This window comes from Atopobium sp. oral taxon 199 str. F0494 (assembly GCF_000411555.1).
Lineage (GTDB): Bacteria > Actinomycetota > Coriobacteriia > Coriobacteriales > Atopobiaceae > Lancefieldella.
Genome location: NZ_KE150487.1, coordinates 45,325 through 64,622, shown reverse-complemented (window position 1 = coordinate 64,622; position 19,298 = coordinate 45,325). Strand labels below are relative to the sequence as shown.

The following is a 19,298-nucleotide window of genomic DNA, read 5'->3' as shown; positions in this document are numbered from 1 at the left end:
AGGCTATGAAGGTCTTACTCTATGGCGTTGGTGTAATCGGTTCATTAACAGCGCATGAGCTTTGCCGCGCTGGAAATGAGGTTACGGTTATCGCAAGAGGTCGGTGGAAAGAGGTTCTGGAGCAACAGGGACTTCGAATTCATGCATATTCTGGTAACAAAGAGTGGATAGATTATCCCGAGGTGCTGGGTGAGTACGATGGAAATACCTATGATGTTGTTTTTTCCATCATGCAAAATCAGCAGCAGACCGAAATAGTGGATACACTAGCTCGTGTTCAGGCAAAGTATGTTGTGCTTGTAGGAAACAATCTGCAGAGTGAAAAAATGCAGCAGCGGCTGATTGATTACGGCTGGAATGCGAATCAAATTATATTTGGTTTTCAGACCAGTGCGGGCGTGCGCCATGAAGACTATACGGAGGTAATTACCTTCGGTACTCCGGAACTAACCATTGGTCATGTAAGCAGTGATGTAAGTGGCAAAGAAAAAGAGTTCTTTCAGCAGATATTTGCCACCTCCGACATGAAGGTAACGTTTATGAACGATATGCAAAGCTGGTATCGCTGCCATGTGGCATTCGTTCTTCCAATTGCATACCTTTGTTATCTGCATCATTGCAATCTGCGAACCTGTACCTACCGCGATACGAAAGCATACATCCGCGCCGGAGCGGAAGCGTATGATTTTTTGAAGTCTATCGGAACTACAATTCGTCCTAAACATGAGGATCGGAATTTTTCCGGAATACGTGGATTGCTGCTAACGGCGGTCATGTGGATTGCCGCTAAAACGAAGTTTGGAGATCTTGCCGCCAGCGACCATTGCAGGAATGCTGTCACAGAAATGCAGTTTTTGGATCAGGAATTTAATAGGCTACGGGAGCAGAACCCGTCCTTTGCCATGACAACCTTTGATCAGCTGCGAAACATGATGCCTACCTGGGAGCAGCTGCACCAAGAATACGATGCAGCGGAAAATGATACGCGGGCGGTGTGAGCCAATGTGCGCAGGACTGAAGTAGAAGCTCAATGTGCGCAGAACTGAAACAGAAACTACAACAGAAGCTGAAGCGTATGGGATACCAGGAAGTGGAACTGACCTAACCTGACCCGACAACCGGCGCTATGTTTGCATCCGACGATACTGGGTACATAAACCTCCGAAAAGCGACAGAGAGGTTTATCTGCAATGTTTGATAAATTCACAGACAAAGCCCGTAAGGTCATGAGTCTTGCGCAAGATGAGGCGCGCAATCTTGACCAGCTGTATGTTGGTACGGAGCACCTGCTTCTTGCTCTGATAAAAGAGGGTGAGGGTATTGCGGCTCAAGCGCTCGCCAAGCTTGACGTGACGTACGAGGAGACCCTTGCAACGGTAAAAGAGCTGACCACAGGTTCGGGCGATCCTGTTCCCGGAGGACACATTCCCTTTACTCCGCGCACTAAACGCGTACTTGAAGACGCGTATCGTGAGACCATGACGCATGGGCAAACCTATATCGGCACCGAGCACCTCCTTTTAGGCATCGTATCCGAGGGCAACGGCCGCGCTATGGACGCCCTGCGTACGATGGGCGTTTCCGGTGATGCCGTGCGTACCGCCGTTGAAAATCTGATTGAGTCCGGCGCACCTGACGGGTCAGGTCCGGCCATACAAGATGTTCGCATGGATCCGAGCATTTTTGGCATGCCTGTTGGAGGACCCCAGCGTGCTACTTCCAGTTCCGGTGATGGTTCTATGCTTGAACAGTTTGGCCGCAACTTGACCAAACTTGCGTCAGACGAAAAGCTTGATCCCGTAATCGGCCGCGACCGCGAGATTGAGCGCGTTATGCAGGTGTTGGCGCGCCGCCAAAAGAACAATCCGCTTATCCTTGGCGACCCGGGAGTAGGCAAGACGGCCATTGTTGAAGGGTTAGCGCAGCTTATCGCCTCAGGTAATGTGCCAGATATTCTTCGCGGTAAGCAGGTATGGACGCTTGACCTTGCCAGTCTCGTAGCAGGCTCCAAATATCGTGGTGAGTTTGAGGACCGCATGAAGAAGGTCGTCGCGGAGCTGGAGCAATCTCAAAACGACATTCTCTTTATAGATGAGATTCATACCGTTATCGGTGCCGGTTCAGCGGAAGGCTCCATTGATGCTGCTTCAATTTTGAAGCCGCCTCTTTCGCGCGGAGAGATTCAGGTCATAGGCGCAACTACAGCGGAAGAATATCGCAAGCATATCGAGAAGGATGCGGCCTTCGAGCGCCGTTTCCAACCTGTGAACATCGGTGAGCCGAGTACGGACGACACCATCAGCATCATCTACGGTCTGCAGGATCGTTATGAGAAGCATCACCATGTGCGCTATACCGAAGCCGCTATCAACGCGGCGGTCATGCTTTCCCATCGCTACATTCAAGATCGTTTCCTGCCTGATAAAGCTATTGATGTCTTGGATGAGGCTGGCGCCCGCGCCCGCATTCACAAGATGTCGCTGCCGCCTGAAATTGCTCAGGTAGACGCCGATCTTGAGCGCGTGAGCAAAGACAAGGCAAAAGCCGCTTCCGTTCAGGAATTTGAACGCGCAGCGCAGCTCCGCGATGAAGAAAAAAAGCTTCTCGCTCAACGTGACGAACTTGAGAAGAATTGGCGTGCGGAGCTTGATGAGCATATCGTAACCGTTGATGAAGATGATATAGCCAAAGTAGTCTCCAGCATCACAGGCGTTCCGGTGTCGAGCTTGACTGAAACCGAAGCTTCGCGCCTGCTGCGCACGGAAGATATCCTGCACAAGCGCGTTATTGGTCAGGAAGAAGCCGTGGCAAAGGTTGCCAAGGCAATCAGGCGTTCCCGCAGTCCGCTCAAGGATCCGCGCCGTCCCGGCGGTTCGTTCATCTTCTTGGGGCCATCGGGCGTTGGCAAGACGGAGCTTGCAAAATCGCTGGCGGAGTTCCTCTTCGGTAGCGAGGATACGCTCATATCCTTTGATATGTCTGAATATATGGAGCGCCATACCGTGGCTAAGCTCGTGGGCGCGCCTCCAGGATATGTGGGATACGACGAAGGCGGCGAGCTTACTAAAGCGGTGCGTCGTCGTCCGTACTCCGTTCTCCTTTTTGACGAGATTGAAAAGGCTCATCCCGATGTGTTCAATGTACTGCTCCAGATTTTGGACGAGGGTCGTCTGACGGATGGTCAAGGCCGCCATGTGGACTTTTCTAACACGGTCGTTATCATGACGTCCAACATCGGCGCGCGAGAAATCGCAAAGACCAACACCATGGGCTTCTCGGCTGAAGGCTCCGGTGGTCTTTCCGATAAAGAGATTTCAAGTCGCGTGATGGGTGAGCTCAAGCGTAGTTTCCGTCCTGAGTTTTTGAACCGCGTGGACGAGATTGTGGTCTTTAAGTCGCTTACGAAAGAACAGCTTCGTAGCATTGTTGACCTGATGGTTCTTGAGCTCCGCGATCGTTTGATTGCGAACGGCATGTCCATTGAGCTTACCGATGCCGCTGCGGACCTTATCGCTAAAAACGGAACCGACCCCGTCTACGGAGCTCGTCCGCTTCGCCGCGCCATTCAGGCAATGATTGAAGACCCTCTTTCAGAAGAGCTGCTTGAAGGAAAGTGGCAGGCCGGCGATATCGTACTGGTTGATGTGGACGATACGGGGGAAAGCCTCTCGTTTGTGAAGACCAAAGGAGAGATTCCCGCGCCGCGCAAGCGTGAAAGCATGGCGCGCGTTGAGGATACGTTCAACCTTCCTGCAATGCCCGAGCCAAAGACGCCTGCGCAAGGTTCCGGTCTGGCATCGTCTGCCGACTAAACATACGGCGAGAAGCGCTTTGACGGGGCGCGAGAAGAACCTGATGTCCAAGCGGCCTGCACTTCTCGCGGCGTGATTGATAAAAACCCGTATACTTTACTGTGACGGACTGCCGGCTCTTCGGAGCCGGCTTTCATACGGGAGAGCGTTATGGAGTCTTCACAGCTTACACAAACACTTGATGATACGGACGCTCGGCAGGCGCTTGCTATCAAGATGACCGCTCCGGGAACGGCGCTGCGCATGGCGCTTGACATGATTCTCGCGGGACATCTCGGCGCTCTCATTTGCGTGGGGGATCGTGAGAACGTGCTTGCGGCGGGCAGTGACGGCTTCGCTCTGGACGTTTCATTTACCGCAAACCGCCTGTTTGAGCTCTGCAAGATGGACGGTGCCGTGGTCATCGATAAGGACCTTACCCGCATCGTGCGCGCCAATTTTCACCTGAACCCGGACGCCTCGCTGCCAACTGCCGAAACAGGCACAAGGCATCGCACAGCGGCTCGCATGAGCCTGCTGACCAAATCGATTGTGGTGGCCGTTTCTTCTCGTCGCTCACTGATTACGGTTTACGTTGATGGTCGCGCCATTCAACTAAAGGCTGTTCCTGCGATTATGACGGCCGTCAGCCAGCTTTCGGTTGCCATGCAAAACACGCGCCAAGCGCTTGACCGTGAACTTTTGCGTCTTACCGCTCTTGAGTTGGACAATTATGTAACACTTGGAGATGTCGCCGAGACATTTTATCTCTTTGAGGTGCTCATGAAAGTGGCGGAGCAGCTCGATGCGCGTATTCTTGAGCTTGGTACCGAGGGCAAGATAACGTCCATGCAGCGTGAAGAATACCTGGGCGGTGTGAACGAAGCGTATGACCTTATGATTCGTGACTATGCTAAGGACTCCTCGGTTGAAAACGCGCGGGCGATACGCCGTGCGTTCCATGAAACAGAGAACACGGAGCTCAGATCATCTCAGGTTGTAGGCCATATTCTTGGCTACAGCGAGGATCTTCCAACCGATGCGGCTATGGTTCCTTTGGGACTTCGAACGCTTTCGCGTGTCTCGATGGTCAGAGACGATATGGCAGCAAAGATCGTTGACGAATACGATTCTTTGCAGGAGCTTCTGAACGTCGCTGAAACCAATCCCAACCGCCTTGGTGATTTGGGTATAGAAAATCCCGGCGCTCTGGCAAATGCGCTCCGTCGCATGTGGGGTAAGTCCGAATGAACATTTCAGGCGCCTGCACACAAACCAAGAATTCTTGCGCCCAAGTTGTCGAGAAGAACAATGGCCCCGATACCGTGGCCGTGATTGTTGCCGGCGGTATCGGTGAGCGCTTTGGCTATCCGGGTGGTAAACAGTTCATTGACCTTTGCGGACTGCCTTTGATGAGCTGGTCCATTTTGGCGTTTGATCATGCGCCGAGTATTGCGTACGTGGTCATTGCATGTTCTCCGGAAAAAGCGGATGCCGTGCGAGAGTCAGTGCTTTCAGGCCTTAAGCTGCATAAGCCAATTACCTTTGCTGCATCAGGAAAGACGCGCCAAGCATCGGTATATTCTGCGCTTAAGGCAACTCCACGCGGCTTTGATTTGGTGGCCGTACACGATGCGGTACGTCCGCTCATTGAAGTGGAGACCATTGAACGCGTTATTTCTCGCGTGCGCTCAGATGCTGCTCTTGCAGGAGCTATTTGTGCGACTCGTGCCGTGGATACGCTCAAGCGCGTTGAAGGTTCTACCATTGTAAGTACGCCTGACCGTTCGTTTTTGTGGGCTGCTCAAACACCGCAGGTTTTTCGCAAGAAGATTTTGATTGAAGCCCATGAAAGAGCTCTTCAAGAACGGATAGCGGCAACGGATGATTCTTCGCTTGTTGAGCATTTGGGTGGCGTGGTTGAAGTGGTGGAGTCATCAAATGACAACATCAAGGTAACCTATCCTTCTGACCTTACCATCTGTGAAGCGCTTCTCGGCAAGCATCTCATGGATGGTGCCGACTCCTGTATTTTGTTTGACGGCGGGGAGGCATAAGGTGGCACTTCACATTGGACACGGATATGATGTGCATCGACTTGTGCCGGAGCGAAAGCTCGTGCTGGGCGGTGTAGAGATACCCTTTGAGCGGGGACTTTTGGGTCATTCGGATGCAGATGTCCTTGCGCACGCTCTGATGGACGCGCTTTTGGGAGCACTTCGTGAGAGTGATATCGGCCAGCTTTTTCCTGACAGCGACCCCGCGTATGCGGGTGCGGATTCCATGGATCTTCTCGCTGCTGTTGCCCGGCGGGTGAGAAAAGCAGGCTATCATATTGTGGATTGCGACTGTACAGTCGCTGCTCAGGCACCAAAGCTTATGCCATATCGTGATGCCATGCGTTCGCGGATGGCTGAGGCTTTGGAGGTATCCAAGGCGTGTGTGGGTGTGAAGGCCACCACCACCGAAGGGCTTGGTTTTGTCGGCGCAGGCGAGGGAATCGCCGCCTGGGCAGTTGTGATTTTGGAGTCTTAAGCTTTCTTCACAGGAAACTCAACAATGGAATCACAAGAATCTAGTAGCCTTTGATCATGTGTAACTACGATAACGATATGATTTTGTTTGAGATTATTGAGTAACGAAATAAGCTGCCCTACGCTCTTTTTATCCAAAGCCGAAGTTGGTTCATCAAGGAGCATTACCTGTGGGTTCTTCAATATCATACGAATAATGGCAACTTTTTGTTTCTCGCCACCTGAAAGACTTGGATGGGAATCATCAAGTATCGTATTAAATCCCTGAGGAGCAGAATCTATCAGATGATTGAGATTTAACTGCTCAACAAGGCTCACGACCTTCTCTTTAGAGGGCTCATCTTTGCAAAGAAGCGTAAGATTATTCCAGATTGTATCTTCAAGAATCATCGGTTCTTGCTCGGTGAATCCAACTATGTCCTCTCTGAGTACATAATGATCAAGCTTACTTAGTTCGGTCGAATTGTAATCTATTGCTCCATCGTATAGTCCGCTCCATTCAGCATCTATAAGTTTAAGTAGAGTAGATTTTCCACAGCCATTGTGACCCGTGAGTGCATATAATTTTCCCGGTTCAAAGGCAGCGTTTGTTTTGGTAAGAACTGGCTTTGTATTATTGGGATAGGTAAAGCTTACGTCTGTACAAACAAGAGATTCGATCTTAGTATCAAGTACCTGCATTCCGCTTGGTTCTGTCGGCAGTGTGGAAATTTTCATAAGACGCTCGTAGCTCACGAGGCTGCTTTGATATTCAAGACCGAATTCCGTGAAATACATTGCGGCAGAGGTAAGCATTGAATAGTAGCTGGCTATAGTAGCAAGATATCCTACCTGCATATTCCCTAAAGAAATTTGGTAGACTCCTAGTGCAAACAGTATTGCTTGGAAAAAGGCGGTTAATGCACCATTTTGGGCCTTAACTTTTGCAATCAACTTATTGCTGCTGTAAACAGCGGTGCGAAGTTTCTGATAGGTTTTTTTGAGTGCATGGGCGAAGTGGCTAAATAATACATGGCGCCTAATGAAATCAACTTGGCTAAATTGGCTGAACTCACAAGAAGCATATTTAGAAAGCTCTTCTTTGCACTCATAGTTCTTTTTAAAAATCTCATTATGGAAATAACTGTATACAAATCCCACTGAAAGCGTCAGAAGACAACAAACGAAGGCGAGAAGGATATTGATTGAGGCAACTATTCCAATAATGACCACAACAGTTACTGTGCTTGTTATGACTTGCGAACCGGATATTAAAAAGAAAATTGATATGGTACTTGCATCGTTGTTAACACTGCGATGATAGTAAGCAGGATCATAGGAAGAGAAAAAGTCTTGCCTCGTGTACTGTATCCTTTTAATAGCATCAGCTTCTAGCACAAATGATGAGTCTGACTGTAGATAGGTATATATAAGGTCAGAAAAGTATTCCAAAAGAGCTGACAATACTCCCAAAAAAGCAATGAGGGCACAGGGAACAAAAGTTTCGTAGAAGCTCGTTTGGGCAACAAGTAGATTAATAACCCACCCGGTAATAAAAGGAAGGGACGCATCTGTAAGGGCTTTAAGCAACTTTAGAGCCATATATCCTGTATACGTTGCTTTGTTCTTTATTGAATTCCAGCAATATAGAATTAACTTACGCATAGTCTTTTGTACCCTCAATCGTTACTGTGCAGATCTTCAAACGAATCCTATGTTGAGTCTGCACTTTCAGTCCCGGGTTACATCAAGTGCGAGAACCTTAATTTAGGGACTTAGTAAAGCAATATGATTCATTTGCTGTCTAAAAACTACACCTCTATTATTTCCGTTGGAAAGAATACAAAAGAGGTATTACGTGAACGGTACCGATTTTGTGAAACGATTTAAAAATAAGTAGTAAATACGCAGATAAGAAGTGTGTATTTCGATAATGTTACTATCGGCCGAGTGGTATTGTGCTTACTATCTTTTTGTATTAAATTTCAAATCTTGTGAGTAGCATCATACTATAGTATCGTTTTTTCGTGCTTTTCTAATTCATACAAAGACAAATGAAATTTTGAATGAAGTCTTTTTCAAATAGGGAGTGTACATGCTCGTTTACAATACTCAGACGCATCGCAAAGAGATTTTTACACCTATTGATGAGGGCAAAGTTCGGATGTATGTCTGTGGTCCTACGGTGTATGACCAGATACATATCGGTAATGCACGCACGTTCTTGTCGTTTGATGTAATACGCCGGTACCTCATGCATGCAGGATACGAGGTTACCTTTGCACAAAATTTGACGGACGTTGACGATAAGATTATCAATCGTGCTCTTGAGCAGGCTCGTACGGCGCAGGAGGTTGCAGAGGAATACTCTGCCGCTTTCATTGAGCAAATGCATCGTTTTAATATTCTTGACCCCGATATTCGCCCGCGCGCCACGCATGAGATCAATGCCATGGTTGAGATGATCCAATCCCTCATTGAACAGGGATTTGCCTACACAGTGCCGTCGGGAGACGTGTACTTCTCGGTGCGAGCGGATCACAATTATGGCGTGTTATCTGGTCGCGATCTGGATCAGCTGCGTGCAGGTGAGCGCGTTGAGGTCAATACCGAGAAGCGCGATCCGTTTGATTTTGCCCTTTGGAAGGCCGCAAAGCCCGGTGAGCCCAGCTGGCCGAGTCCATGGGGAGAAGGACGTCCCGGCTGGCATTCTGAGTGCTGTGCCATGATTCACCGCTACCTTGGAACGCCAATTGATATCCACGGCGGTGGGGCAGACCTCGTGTTTCCACATCATGAAAACGAAACGGCTCAGGCAAGCTGCTGCTGGCATGAGCCTTTGGCAAACTATTGGATGCATGCGGGCATGCTTCGCGTGGAGGGCGAGAAGATGTCCAAGTCTCTGGGCAACTTCTATACGCTCAAAGAGGTGCTGGATTCCTACGCAGCAGATGCGGTCCGACTTTTGATGCTTCAGACGCACTATCGTGCACCGCTTGATTTTTCTTTCGAGCGCTTGGACGGTGCTGTCGGTACGCTTGAGCGTATGAAGACCTGTGTGGCTAATTTGCGCTGGGCCGCCAAAAACGCCGAGAGTACTGAGCGTTCTGTTGACGCTGGAGGCTCTGCCAATACCGGAGATGCGGCACAAAATCACAAGCAGTCTGACTGCGAAAATGAGCTTACCTCAGCCATTGGCACTGCACGCGAGAACTTTGAGCGTTCCATGGCGGATGATTTCAATACGGCAGAAGCCCTTGCCGCGATGTTCACGCTGGTTACTGCTGCAAATACCTATCTTGCCAATGCGGCCAATGCAATTAACGCAAAATTGACGATTCATGCTGCGGATACGTTGACAGAACTTTTTGGAGTGTTGGGAATTAGCGTCAACACGGACAAAGCGTCCGACGAACTTCCTCATGAGCTTATTGATTTGGCAAAGTCTCAAGCAGGTTATGAGGGGGAAAGCGTCATGCAAGCGGCAGAAGCTCTTCTTTCTGCTCGCCAAAGCGCACGTGCTGAGAAGAACTGGGCGGCTGCAGATGCTATCCGTGATGGCATTGCCGGTCTGGGACTTCTGATTGAAGATACAGCTTCCGGAGCGCGCTTGAAGCGAGCGCACGACAAGGACTGAGCATATGGCGCGTCAACAGAAATCGAACAAAGGTAAGAAGCGTGTTAGCTGGAACGAGGCGTTTGGGCCGAAAGATCGACGCAGTGGCCGTGAACATGACCATGACAACTCCGCACGGGGCAGTCGGGCTGGCCGTGGTGCCAGTCGCGGCGGCAAAGGCGCTCTGAGCGGCGCCCCCCGTCCTTCTCGCCAACGGAGCGTTTCCGATTTGATTGAAGGGCGCCGCGCTGTGGCGGAGGCGCTTGCCTTAAACATTCCGCTTAAGAATGCGCTGGTGCAGGTTGCGTCTGGCGAGCGTGATCAAGAGATTGAAACGCTTGCCAAACAGTTCTCATCCGAAGGCGTTCCTGTTGAACGGGTGTCTCGGCAGGTTTTGGACGCCCTTTCAAGTCATGGCGCTCATCAGGGTGTTATTGTGCGGACCCGACCCTTTGAATACGCGGAACTTTCCGACATTCTTGAGAAAGCGGGCTCAAAAGACGCGCTGGTAGTGGTGCTCGACCATGTGACCGATGAAGGTAACTTTGGCGCTATTGTCCGATCTGCTGAGGTAGTTGGTGCTGCAGGGGTGGTGATTGCCAATGCACGTGCTGCTCAGGTAGGCGTAGGAGCATACAAAACCTCTGCCGGTGCTGTTTTGCATGTGCCGATAGCCCGGGTTTCTAACGTATCACGAGCGCTTGAAGAACTGAAATCCGCAGGATTTTGGACATGTGGCGCTACTGAGCATGCCACGGACGATGTGTGGGGCGCACCCTTGGGCGGCCGCCTTGCACTCGTGATGGGTTCTGAGGGTGCAGGCATTTCTCGCCTCGTGCTTGAAACATGCGACTTCACCTGTAAGCTTCCGCAGCGTGGAAAGATTGAATCGCTGAACGTGGCACAGGCTACGACCGTTATGTGTTACGAATGGTTGCGTCGTGTGAGTATGGGTGGCGTTTCATAATGTCTGTGCGAGAAGAACGCGAACTTCTCATCGTTGACGGCTATAACGTGATGCATGCCACCGCTCGCTATGAAGGTCTGATTGATGAGGAAAATCAAACCGACGGCTTGGTGAGCTCAGCGGATGCTGCATATCATATGGACAGCGATCCCTTTATTCGCGCTCGTGAGGCACTCATTTCCGATGTGGCAACGTTTGCGCATCATCGATACAAGGCGGTCATTGTGTTTGACGGGGCAGGTAACGTAAACCCTGAACGCCCCGATCGTTCGCGAGGTGGCGTCAAACTCATTTTCTCAAAGCCCAATCAGAGTGCGGATACCGTTATCGAAAAGCTGGTTACGGAAGCGCGGGAGGCCGGTCGATCCGTTTCTCTTGTCACTTCCGATAAGGATGTTCGTTCAACGGTCGGTTTTGGTCCCGGTGAGGTGACACGCATTTCAAGTGCTGCGCTTGTTCGTGATGTTGAGGTGAGTGATACGGCTATTGATGATTTACAGCGTGAAACAGGTCGTATGCGTATGACTTTGGAGGATCGTCTGTCTCCCGAGCAGCGACAACGCCTTTGGGATCTGCTGGATCAGTAGGGGTTGTAGCTGTCCCGGCTGTTCCAGCGACTCAAGCTATCCCAGCTATCCAAGGAATCTCAGGTATCCTAGCGTTGTTCTTGCCTAAAACACCTGCTTGCAGCTGTACCACGTGCGGCTACCATGCGCTGTTGCTCGTCTGCTTATTGGCTCGTCCGCTTGGAATTTCCGCTTGGAGTACTCATTCGAAATGCCCCGCAGCAATCGTTTACTTGTGGTTTTCATGACCATCCGTCTCTTAAAACCACCACTAAACACTCAGATTTCAAAAAACGTATCAAAAGCGCTCTTTAGTGGTGGATTTGGCTCGCCGTAATCTCGTTTAGTGGCGATTTCAATTGTCGGCAATCGCGGTTGGCAACAACCCTCGGCTTGCCGGGCCACAGCTAACGGCAGTACCTCGGTCAGTGGCGAGAAGAGCATTCTGCCCTGTACACTGTGGCCGTGTCCTCACAGGCGTTCAATGGAACAGCTTGAGCACTATTATTTGTGAGTTTTCCAAGAGAAGTAACTTTCAATAAAATGTCCCTAGACTCCTCCGATAAAACTCGGTATCATTACTCACGCATCAAAAGCCGCTATAGCTCAGCTGGTAGAGCAACTGACTTGTAATCAGTAGGTCCCGGGTTCGAAGCCTGGTGGCGGCACCATTGCATTTTGACCTCCTGGGTTTCCCGGCAGGTTTTTTATTACTTCTGCGTGCTTTCAATAAGTTAGCCATCGTTTACAATATATGCCTAGCACTAGCTAGCGTGAGCCATCACGAACCAGCGCTAGCCATTACTAGCTAGCGTAAACCAGCGCCCTGTACAGGTCGATATCGTATGAGGCTCTATGAACTATTCATATGAAATATGAAAGGAAATAGGATGTCTGACTATAAGAATTGGATTCCACGGGGTATGTTGGCAGCTTTGGGAGGCGGAGCTCTCGTGGCGCTTGTCGGCGTGGTGATATGCAAAATGAGTTGGACTATACAGGGCATTCGTCTCGGTGCACTGATTCTTTTTGGAGCGGCATTTGTTGCGTTCAGCTTGTTCTTCTTATGGGCAGCCTTTGCATATCGTGCGTTTTCGTATCGTGGCAGGCGACATCTTTCAAAAGACATCGTTGAAGGCGTGGCCGCATACGTGCAGCTTCCTCAGGGTGGTTTGGGACTTGATGTTGGCTGCGGAAGCGGAGCTTTGACCATAGCTTGTGCAAAAGCAAATCCTCAAGCGTCAATGGTCGGGATTGACCGCTGGGGGAAGGAGTACGCTTCGTTCAGTAAGCGTCTGTGCGAGAACAATGCTCGTGCCGAGAAGATCGGCAATGCTTCGTTTCAAGCAGGCGATGCCGTAAAACTTGATTTTGCTGACGAGACTTTCGATGCGGTTGTCAGCAATTACGTTTACCACAATATAGCTCGTGTTGATCGACAGCAGCTTCTGCGCGAAACGCTCCGCGTACTTAAAAAAGGCGGTACCTTTGCCATACATGATCTTATGAGTCCTCGGCGCTATGGCGATATGCAGACATTTATACAGAGCCTGAAAGATAAGGGTTACGAGAGTGTGGAGCTTTTAGATACGGCCTCAGGAAAGTTCATGAGTATGCGCGAAAGTCGTTGGCTCATGCTCACGGATTCAAAACTCCTAGTGGGGAAGAAATAAGAAGCGCACAATATACCAAAGCACTTCTCGTTAAGAAATGGAGATTTTTTGATAAGATACGCCCGGGCGCGTGGTTTACGTTGACAAGAGCAAAGAAGCAACGTATTATTTTCCCGCTTACGAGGTGGAGAACGGAGATATTTTCTGTATATCTTGCCTAGTAGGAGCTTGAAAAGAGCACATGGGGATATGGCACAGCGGCAACTGCGGCGGACTGTAAATCCGCTCCCTCTGGGTTCCTTGGTTCGAGTCCAAGTATCCCCACCACGCCCGTGTAGCTCAGTAGGTAGAGCACTTCGTTGGTAACGAAGAGGTCACCGGTTCAAATCCGGTCGCGGGCTCCACTCTCAAGCGCGCACCGATGCCGGTGTAGCTCAGCTGGTTAGAGCACGCGGCTCATACCCGCGATGTCACTGGTTCGAATCCAGTCACCGGTACCAGATTCTTTACGGGGTACATACAGCAATGTATATACGCCGTTGGAGTATAAAAGGAAGTTTTACCACGGTCTAGCCCGAGGGTTAGTTCCAGAAGGAGGAATGGCAATGGCCAAGGAAAAGTTTGACCGCTCTAAGCCACATGTAAACATCGGTACCATTGGTCACGTCGACCACGGTAAGACCACCCTTACCGCAGCTATCACTAAGGTTCTCTCTGAGACCGAAGGCTGCAAGGCAGACTTCACTGCCTTCGAGAACATCGATAAGGCTCCCGAAGAGCGTCAGCGCGGTATTACTATTTCCGTTGCTCACGTTGAGTACGAGACATGGGAGCGTCACTACGCTCACGTTGACTGCCCAGGTCACGCAGACTACATCAAGAACATGATTTCTGGTGCAGCTCAGATGGACGGCGCAATCCTCGTTATTGCTGCTACCGATGGTCCTATGGCTCAGACCCGCGAGCACATTCTTCTTGCACGTCAGGTTGGCGTTCCTTACATCATCGTCTTCCTGAACAAGTGCGATATGGTTGATGACGAAGAGCTCATTGACCTTGTTGAGATGGAGACCCGTGACCTTCTGTCCGAGTATGACTTCCCCGGAGACGATCTTCCTATCGTCCGTGGTTCCGCTCTCGGCGCCCTCAACGGCGAGGAGAAGTGGATGGAGTCCGTCCGCGAGCTCATGCACACCGTTGATTCCTACATCCCAACGCCTGCTCGCGACAACGAGAAGCCCTTCCTGATGGCAATTGAGGATGTTATGACCATTTCTGGTCGTGGTACCGTTGCTACCGGCCGTGTTGAGCGTGGTGAGCTTAAGCTCAACGAGCCCGTTGAGATTGTCGGCATCAAGCCCACGCAGCAGTCTGTCGCTACGGGCATCGAGATGTTCCGTAAGACCATGGACTTCTGTGAGGCAGGCGACAACGTCGGTATCCTTCTCCGTGGTGTTAAGCGCGAGGACATCGAGCGCGGTCAGGTTCTCTGCAAGCCCGGCAGCGTTACCCCGCACAAGAAGTTCACGGGTGAGGTTTACGTTCTGACCAAGGACGAGGGCGGCCGCCACACGCCGTTCTTCTCCGGCTATCGTCCTCAGTTCTACTTCCGTACTACTGACGTCACCGGTGATATCTATGAGCTCACCGATGCTAATGGCGGCAAGGTTGAGATGGCTATGCCTGGCGACCATATCACCGTTGGCTGCGAGCTCATTCACCCGATTGCTATGGAGGCAGGCCTCAAGTTCGCTATCCGCGAGGGCGGCCACACTGTCGGCGACGGCCGTGTTTCCACCATTATTGAGTAACCTGAGCTATCAACGGGTTTACACAACCATTGGTACTAGTGACCCGGCACCCTCAAGGTGCCGGGTTTTTATGTCAGACAGTGTTTGATCAGACAGTTATACATGTTTTGTTATTGAAGAAATAGTTTTTATTGACAGAGGACGCTGCTAGGTAATAGACTTATCAATCGCGTCACATTTCGGATTAACACGTGACCGTGTTCAGGAGGCATAATGCGTACACTCGTTACTCTCGCCTGCACTGAGTGCAAGCGTCGTAATTACACTACGGACAAAAACAAGTCCAACAACCCCGATCGTATGGAGTTGAAGAAGTACTGCCCGTGGTGCCACAAGCACACGGTACACCGTGAGACTCGCTAGGCCAGTGAGTCATCTAGGCCAGTAGCTCCAATGGTAGAGCGGCGGTCTCCAAAACCGTTTGTTGAGGGTTCGAGTCCTTCCTGGCCTGCCAGATAAGACCACCGGCCTTACCCGTAAGGGTGGGCCGGTTTGCATGTTTGAGACTCCGAAAGGAATTAAGGGATGGCAAACCGAGAGCGTAACAAAAGAAGCGCCCGCAAAGCCCGTGCCGCGCAGCGCGCAGAGCGTGAAGCAACGCAGGCCGAACACGCTTCTGTCGCGGAGGCTAAGCCCGCCAAAGTTGCAAAAGCATCCGCAAAGCAGGAAAAGGCGCTTGAGCGTAAGAACAATCCTGGCTTTTTCGGACGGATCAAAAACTATTTTGCCGGCGTCCGCACTGAGATGCACCGTGTTGTGTGGCCAACCAGAACTGAGCTCGCTAACTGGTCGGTTGCTGTTATCGGCATGATCATCTTCTTCGGTCTTGTTACCTTCCTGGTAGATACCGGCATTGTGGCTGGTCTTGTTGCGTTCACGGGGCTGAGGGGATAGGTATGGCAAAGCATTGGTATGTTCTTCACACCTATTCCGGGTACGAGAACAAGGTTATGAATGATCTTGAGCATCGCGTAGAGGCGTACGGTCTTCAGGACGCGGTTGTGGACGTTCAGGCTCCCGGCGAAATGGTCACTGAAGTTAAAAAGCGTGGCGAGAAGGACGTGACTTCCACAAAAGAGGTCAAGTTCTATCCCGGATATGTTCTCGTGCGCATGGAGCTTGATGACAACACGTGGTCGGTCGTTCGCAATACCCCTGGCGTTACCGGTTTTTTGGGCGTCAACGGGAAGCCTTCGCCGCTTCGTCGTGAAGAGTTCAATAAGATGATGCGCCGTTCCGGCGGCAAGACTGACGCAGCTGCCGTAAAGCGCGTGACTACCGATGTTGAAGTTGGTCAGTCAATTCATGTGCTTTCAGGACCGCTGGCAGATTTTGACGGTATCGTGTCTGAGGTCAACGCCGAATCCGGCAAGATTAAAGTCATGCTTACCATCTTTGGACGAGAAACTCCGGTTGAGCTTACGCTTGATCAGATTTCCGTAAAGGATTAACTGTGGTAAATCCGCTTGACCTGCCTCTTTGAGGATTGCTTCTCAGGAAGAGCGCGATGATAGATCGCAAACGTACGTATTCAGGATATTCAGGAGGAGTAACATGCCCGCTAAGAAGGTTGTTAACTTCATAAAGCTTCAGATTCCTGCAGGTCAGGCAAACCCTGCGCCTCCGGTAGGACCGGCTCTGGGTGCCGCTCAGGTCAATATCATGCAGTTCTGCCAGGCGTTTAACGCCGCTACGCAGGACAAGGCCGGAGATATTATCCCGGTTGAGATTTCAGTCTATGAGGACCGCTCGTTTGACTTTATTACCAAGACTCCGCCCGCGGCTCAGCTCATCAAGAAAGAGCTCAAGCTCAAGAGCGGCTCAGGCGTTCCGCAGCGTGATAAAGTAGGCCAGCTTACCGATGAGCAGCTTACTAAGATTGCTGAGATCAAGATGCCCGATCTCAATGCCAACGACATTGAGGCGGCAAAGAAAGTCGTCGCTGGCACCGCCCGTTCCATGGGCGTTACCATCGCCGAGTAACGTTGTTCTTCTCGCCGGCCGCGCGTCTGCGTAGCCGGCCTGATGCTTCTCTGAAAGCGACTGCACATACAGCGCGGTCAAGATGTGGGAGAGCGTGAGCTCGTTGACCACAGGAGGTGCTACTATGCCAAAGCACGGAAAGAATTATGCTGCCGCCGCAGCAAAGGTCGAGAGCGCAAAGCTCTACACCCCTAAAGAAGCAATGACTCTTGCCAAAGAGCTTGCAAGCGCGAAGTTCGATGAGACGGTTGAAGTCGCGATTCGTCTTGGCGTCGATACCCGCAAAGCGGACCAGAACGTCCGTGGTTCCATTTCCCTTCCTCACGGCACCGGCAAGACTGTTCGTGTAGCCGTGTTCGCTGAGGGCGAGAAGGCGCGTGAGGCTGAGGCTGCCGGCGCTGATCTTGTTGGCGGCGACGAGCTTGTAGCCGAGGTCGAAAAGGGCAATCTTGACTTTGACGCGGCGATTGCGACTCCCCAGATGATGGGTAAGGTCGGCAAGCTTGGCCGCATCCTTGGACCTCGTGGTCTTATGCCTAACCCCAAGCTTGGCACGGTGACTATGGATGTCGCCAAGATGGTTTCCGAACTCAAGGCCGGCCGCGTTGAGTATCGCGCCGACCGCTATGGTATCTGCCATGTTCCTATGGGCAAGGCTTCCTTTGAGGTTCAGCAGCTTGTCGAGAATTACGGTGCGCTTTTGACTGAGATTCTGCGTGTGAAGCCTTCTTCTGCAAAGGGTAAATACGTCAAGTCCGTTGTCATTTCTTCCACGATGGGCCCTGGCATCAAGGTTGACCCCACCAAGGTTCGCAATTTCATGGAGGACTAGCGTCTCAGACGGGCGCGCGTGCGGCTTGTACGCTTCGCGTGCGTTCTTCTCGATACGAGCGACAAAGGCAATAAAGAAGTACGTGCAGATGAGGTCCGATATTTCGGGCCTCATTTTTTATACGGCATCGCGTACGAAAGAAATCATGAGAAAATGCCGTTTTGGGTTGACGCGACAGGGGATTTCGTGGGAGAATATCTCCCGCAAGACGCCTGTCTTGCATTCGCACGTCCGCTGCCAAAGACAGCCGGTGCCGATAAGGCTTAAAGGGTTCTCCCGCCTGCCGAGGTGGTCTTGGAGATAGTATCCTCAGACCTCGCTTTGGTTGCAGAGCGAGGTCTTTTCATGTAGAGGGCTAACCGCGTGGCGTTCGTGCCTGATGCGTGAATGAAGGAGGTGTACTGAATGCCAGCACAGTCTAAAGTTGATATGCTCGAGAAAGTCTCCGCGTCTCTGGAGGGCTCCAAGGGTGTTTTTGTCATCGACTACCGCGGTCTTTCCGTCAAGGAGACCCAGGAGCTTCGTCGCGCGCTTCGCGAGGCGCACTCCGAGATGAAGGTGTACAAGAACAATATCGTCAAGATTGCCCTCAAAAACGCCGGCATGCCCGAGATCGACGATATGCTCGCCGGTACATGCGCATACGTTTTCTTCGAGGATGATCCTGTTGATGCAGCGAAGGTCATCAAGGAGAAGGCCAAGACGCTCAAGAAGCTTGAGTTTATTGGCGGCATCGCCGATGGTCAGGCTCTGTCTGCAAGTGACGCGCAAGCGTACGCGGATCTTCCTTCTCGCGAGGAGCTTATCGCGAAGTTTGTGTTTGTCGCCGCAAGCCCGCTTTCCGGTATTGCACAGGTTACCGCAGGTCCCGCAAGGGCTCTTGCAACAGCTCTGTCTGCAATCGCAGATCAGAAAAACGCTGCGTAACAGCAGCATAAGAACACGGCACGTAGGTGTCGATTGATGTACAAGCGGGCGCTTGCGCCCAGGCGTGAAGACCACGCCATTCAAAAAGGAGATATGACATGGCTGTCACTAAAGATGAGATCATTGAGGCCCTGAAAGAGATGCCCGCCCTCGAGCTTTCTGAGCTCGTTCACGAGCTTGAGGATGTCTTCGGCGTTTCCGCCGCTGCTCCTGTAGCGGTTGCCGCTGCTCCTGCAGCTGGTGGCGCTGACGCTGGCGCTGCTGAGGAGAAGACCAACTTTGACGTTGTTCTCGAGGGCTTCGGCGACAACAAGATTGCCGTCATCAAGGTTGTCCGTGAGCTGACTTCCCTTGGCCTCAAGGAGGCAAAAGAGGTTGTCGAGAGCGCTCCTAAGGCCGTCCTCGAGGGCGCGAAGAAGGAAGACGCTGAGGCTGCTAAGGCTAAGCTCGAAGAGGCTGGCGCTTCCGTTACCCTTAAGTAAACGAGGGTTTCACATACGCAGGAGCGAGAAGTACTTCTCGCTCCTGTTTTTGACATCAGAGGCCGGGCGTTTGTCCGGCCTCTTTTTTTGATGGGCGTGCTATTGCGCCGGACAGGTGTGCTTACAGCATACGGGGCGCTTTGCGGGAAGCCGGTGTTATGCGCTTTCGTAAGGCGGCGGGAGCTTACTGTTGATAG

General features: G+C 51.4%; 19 protein-coding genes, 5 tRNA genes and 1 other annotated feature. Of the genes, 23 read left to right on the top strand and 1 reads right to left on the bottom strand.

Annotation, left to right across the window (positions count from 1 at the left end):
- The first annotated feature begins 5 nt into the window (after nucleotides 1-5).
- The 5 genes from HMPREF1527_RS06355 (at nucleotide 6) to ispF (ending at nucleotide 6,326) form a co-directional block, all read left to right on the top strand.
- Entirely contained in the window at nucleotides 6-998 is a 993-nt protein-coding gene (locus HMPREF1527_RS06355) for a ketopantoate reductase family protein (protein ID WP_016477869.1), read from the top strand.
- 192 nt (nucleotides 999-1,190) lie between these two features.
- Nucleotides 1,191-3,812, top strand: coding sequence for an ATP-dependent Clp protease ATP-binding subunit (locus tag HMPREF1527_RS06350; protein ID WP_016477868.1), 2,622 nt, complete (start codon nucleotides 1,191-1,193; stop codon nucleotides 3,810-3,812).
- Between the two features lie 150 nt (nucleotides 3,813-3,962).
- Complete coding sequence (gene disA / locus HMPREF1527_RS06345; RefSeq protein WP_016477867.1) at nucleotides 3,963-5,042, top strand: DNA integrity scanning diadenylate cyclase DisA; 1,080 nt, start codon at nucleotides 3,963-3,965, stop codon at nucleotides 5,040-5,042.
- A complete protein-coding gene (ispD, locus tag HMPREF1527_RS06340; protein WP_016477866.1) occupies nucleotides 5,039-5,848 on the top strand; it encodes a 2-C-methyl-D-erythritol 4-phosphate cytidylyltransferase in 810 nt (269 codons plus the stop codon). The genes disA and ispD overlap by 4 nt, the downstream gene beginning before the upstream one ends.
- A gap of 1 nt (nucleotide 5,849) precedes the next feature.
- The gene (gene ispF, locus HMPREF1527_RS06335; protein WP_016477865.1) at nucleotides 5,850-6,326 is read left to right on the top strand and encodes a 2-C-methyl-D-erythritol 2,4-cyclodiphosphate synthase; all 477 of its coding nucleotides are present in this window, start codon (nucleotides 5,850-5,852) and stop codon (nucleotides 6,324-6,326) included.
- On the opposite strand, the gene HMPREF1527_RS06330 is transcribed toward ispF, so the two are convergent.
- On the bottom strand, nucleotides 6,323-7,969 hold the full coding sequence (locus HMPREF1527_RS06330) for an ABC transporter ATP-binding protein (protein ID WP_016477864.1): 1,647 nt from the start codon (nucleotides 7,967-7,969) through the stop codon (nucleotides 6,323-6,325). The two genes, ispF and HMPREF1527_RS06330, sit on opposite strands and share 4 nt — an antisense overlap.
- A gap of 430 nt (nucleotides 7,970-8,399) precedes the next feature.
- On the opposite strand from HMPREF1527_RS06330, the gene cysS reads away from it, so the two are divergent.
- The 18 genes from cysS to rplL all read left to right on the top strand — a co-directional run bounded on the left by cysS (nucleotide 8,400) and on the right by rplL (nucleotide 19,101).
- Nucleotides 8,400-9,941: a cysteine--tRNA ligase gene (gene cysS / locus HMPREF1527_RS06325; protein ID WP_016477863.1), complete on the top strand. Its 1,542-nt coding sequence runs from the start codon at nucleotides 8,400-8,402 to the stop codon at nucleotides 9,939-9,941.
- A 4-nt stretch (nucleotides 9,942-9,945) separates the two neighbouring features.
- Entirely contained in the window at nucleotides 9,946-10,887 is a 942-nt protein-coding gene (rlmB, locus tag HMPREF1527_RS06320) for a 23S rRNA (guanosine(2251)-2'-O)-methyltransferase RlmB (protein WP_016477862.1), read from the top strand.
- Complete coding sequence (locus HMPREF1527_RS06315) at nucleotides 10,887-11,474, top strand: NYN domain-containing protein (RefSeq protein ID WP_016477861.1); 588 nt, start codon at nucleotides 10,887-10,889, stop codon at nucleotides 11,472-11,474. Before rlmB ends, HMPREF1527_RS06315 begins: the two co-directional genes overlap by 1 nt.
- 574 nt (nucleotides 11,475-12,048) lie before the next feature.
- A tRNA-Thr gene (locus HMPREF1527_RS06310) sits at nucleotides 12,049-12,124 on the top strand.
- A 219-nt stretch (nucleotides 12,125-12,343) separates the two neighbouring features.
- Entirely contained in the window at nucleotides 12,344-13,126 is a 783-nt protein-coding gene (locus tag HMPREF1527_RS06305; protein WP_016477860.1) for a class I SAM-dependent methyltransferase, read from the top strand.
- 183 nt (nucleotides 13,127-13,309) lie between these two features.
- Nucleotides 13,310-13,393, top strand: a tRNA-Tyr gene (locus HMPREF1527_RS06300).
- Nucleotide 13,394: 1 nt separating this feature from the next.
- Nucleotides 13,395-13,470: transfer RNA gene (locus tag HMPREF1527_RS06295), tRNA-Thr, on the top strand.
- Nucleotides 13,471-13,489: 19 nt separating this feature from the next.
- Nucleotides 13,490-13,566: transfer RNA gene (locus tag HMPREF1527_RS06290), tRNA-Met, on the top strand.
- Between the two features lie 105 nt (nucleotides 13,567-13,671).
- The gene (gene tuf / locus HMPREF1527_RS06285; RefSeq protein WP_016477859.1) at nucleotides 13,672-14,877 is read left to right on the top strand and encodes an elongation factor Tu; all 1,206 of its coding nucleotides are present in this window, start codon (nucleotides 13,672-13,674) and stop codon (nucleotides 14,875-14,877) included.
- Between the two features lie 213 nt (nucleotides 14,878-15,090).
- Nucleotides 15,091-15,240 carry a 50S ribosomal protein L33 gene (rpmG, locus tag HMPREF1527_RS07690; protein ID WP_012809261.1) on the top strand — a complete coding sequence of 50 codons (150 nt, stop codon included), beginning with the start codon at nucleotides 15,091-15,093 and terminating at the stop codon, nucleotides 15,238-15,240.
- Nucleotides 15,241-15,255: 15 nt separating this feature from the next.
- A tRNA-Trp gene (locus tag HMPREF1527_RS06280) sits at nucleotides 15,256-15,331 on the top strand.
- A 71-nt stretch (nucleotides 15,332-15,402) separates the two neighbouring features.
- A complete protein-coding gene (secE, locus tag HMPREF1527_RS06275; RefSeq protein ID WP_016477858.1) occupies nucleotides 15,403-15,771 on the top strand; it encodes a preprotein translocase subunit SecE in 369 nt (122 codons plus the stop codon).
- 2 nt (nucleotides 15,772-15,773) lie between these two features.
- A complete protein-coding gene (gene nusG, locus HMPREF1527_RS06270; RefSeq protein ID WP_016477857.1) occupies nucleotides 15,774-16,328 on the top strand; it encodes a transcription termination/antitermination protein NusG in 555 nt (184 codons plus the stop codon).
- Between the two features lie 103 nt (nucleotides 16,329-16,431).
- Nucleotides 16,432-16,860 (top strand): 50S ribosomal protein L11, encoded by a 429-nt coding sequence (gene rplK / locus HMPREF1527_RS06265; RefSeq protein WP_016477856.1) that lies wholly within the window; start codon nucleotides 16,432-16,434, stop codon nucleotides 16,858-16,860.
- A gap of 124 nt (nucleotides 16,861-16,984) precedes the next feature.
- Nucleotides 16,985-17,692: a 50S ribosomal protein L1 gene (gene rplA, locus HMPREF1527_RS06260; RefSeq protein WP_016477855.1), complete on the top strand. Its 708-nt coding sequence runs from the start codon at nucleotides 16,985-16,987 to the stop codon at nucleotides 17,690-17,692.
- 18 nt (nucleotides 17,693-17,710) lie between these two features.
- Nucleotides 17,711-17,959: a hypothetical protein gene (locus tag HMPREF1527_RS06255; protein WP_035434165.1), complete on the top strand. Its 249-nt coding sequence runs from the start codon at nucleotides 17,711-17,713 to the stop codon at nucleotides 17,957-17,959.
- Nucleotides 17,912-18,045 (top strand) — a sequence feature (ribosomal protein L10 leader region). Its footprint overlaps the gene before it by 48 nt.
- Nucleotides 18,046-18,097: 52 nt before the next feature.
- Nucleotides 18,098-18,619: a 50S ribosomal protein L10 gene (gene rplJ / locus HMPREF1527_RS06250; protein WP_016477854.1), complete on the top strand. Its 522-nt coding sequence runs from the start codon at nucleotides 18,098-18,100 to the stop codon at nucleotides 18,617-18,619.
- A gap of 98 nt (nucleotides 18,620-18,717) precedes the next feature.
- Entirely contained in the window at nucleotides 18,718-19,101 is a 384-nt protein-coding gene (gene rplL, locus HMPREF1527_RS06245; RefSeq protein ID WP_016477853.1) for a 50S ribosomal protein L7/L12, read from the top strand.
- The last annotated feature ends 197 nt before the right edge of the window (nucleotides 19,102-19,298 follow it).

Coding starts and splice junctions, on each gene's coding strand:
- HMPREF1527_RS06355 (WP_016477869.1), top strand. CDS start 6: ATGAAGGTCTTACTCTATGGCGTTGGTGTAATCGGTTCATTAACAGCG.
- HMPREF1527_RS06350 (WP_016477868.1), top strand. CDS start 1,191: ATGTTTGATAAATTCACAGACAAAGCCCGTAAGGTCATGAGTCTTGCG.
- disA (WP_016477867.1), top strand. CDS start 3,963: ATGGAGTCTTCACAGCTTACACAAACACTTGATGATACGGACGCTCGG.
- ispD (WP_016477866.1), top strand. CDS start 5,039: ATGAACATTTCAGGCGCCTGCACACAAACCAAGAATTCTTGCGCCCAA.
- HMPREF1527_RS06330 (WP_016477864.1), bottom strand. CDS start 7,969: ATGCGTAAGTTAATTCTATATTGCTGGAATTCAATAAAGAACAAAGCA.
- cysS (WP_016477863.1), top strand. CDS start 8,400: ATGCTCGTTTACAATACTCAGACGCATCGCAAAGAGATTTTTACACCT.
- rlmB (WP_016477862.1), top strand. CDS start 9,946: ATGGCGCGTCAACAGAAATCGAACAAAGGTAAGAAGCGTGTTAGCTGG.
- HMPREF1527_RS06315 (WP_016477861.1), top strand. CDS start 10,887: ATGTCTGTGCGAGAAGAACGCGAACTTCTCATCGTTGACGGCTATAAC.
- HMPREF1527_RS06305 (WP_016477860.1), top strand. CDS start 12,344: ATGTCTGACTATAAGAATTGGATTCCACGGGGTATGTTGGCAGCTTTG.
- tuf (WP_016477859.1), top strand. CDS start 13,672: ATGGCCAAGGAAAAGTTTGACCGCTCTAAGCCACATGTAAACATCGGT.
- rpmG (WP_012809261.1), top strand. CDS start 15,091: ATGCGTACACTCGTTACTCTCGCCTGCACTGAGTGCAAGCGTCGTAAT.
- secE (WP_016477858.1), top strand. CDS start 15,403: ATGGCAAACCGAGAGCGTAACAAAAGAAGCGCCCGCAAAGCCCGTGCC.
- nusG (WP_016477857.1), top strand. CDS start 15,774: ATGGCAAAGCATTGGTATGTTCTTCACACCTATTCCGGGTACGAGAAC.
- rplK (WP_016477856.1), top strand. CDS start 16,432: ATGCCCGCTAAGAAGGTTGTTAACTTCATAAAGCTTCAGATTCCTGCA.
- rplA (WP_016477855.1), top strand. CDS start 16,985: ATGCCAAAGCACGGAAAGAATTATGCTGCCGCCGCAGCAAAGGTCGAG.
- rplJ (WP_016477854.1), top strand. CDS start 18,098: ATGCCAGCACAGTCTAAAGTTGATATGCTCGAGAAAGTCTCCGCGTCT.
- rplL (WP_016477853.1), top strand. CDS start 18,718: ATGGCTGTCACTAAAGATGAGATCATTGAGGCCCTGAAAGAGATGCCC.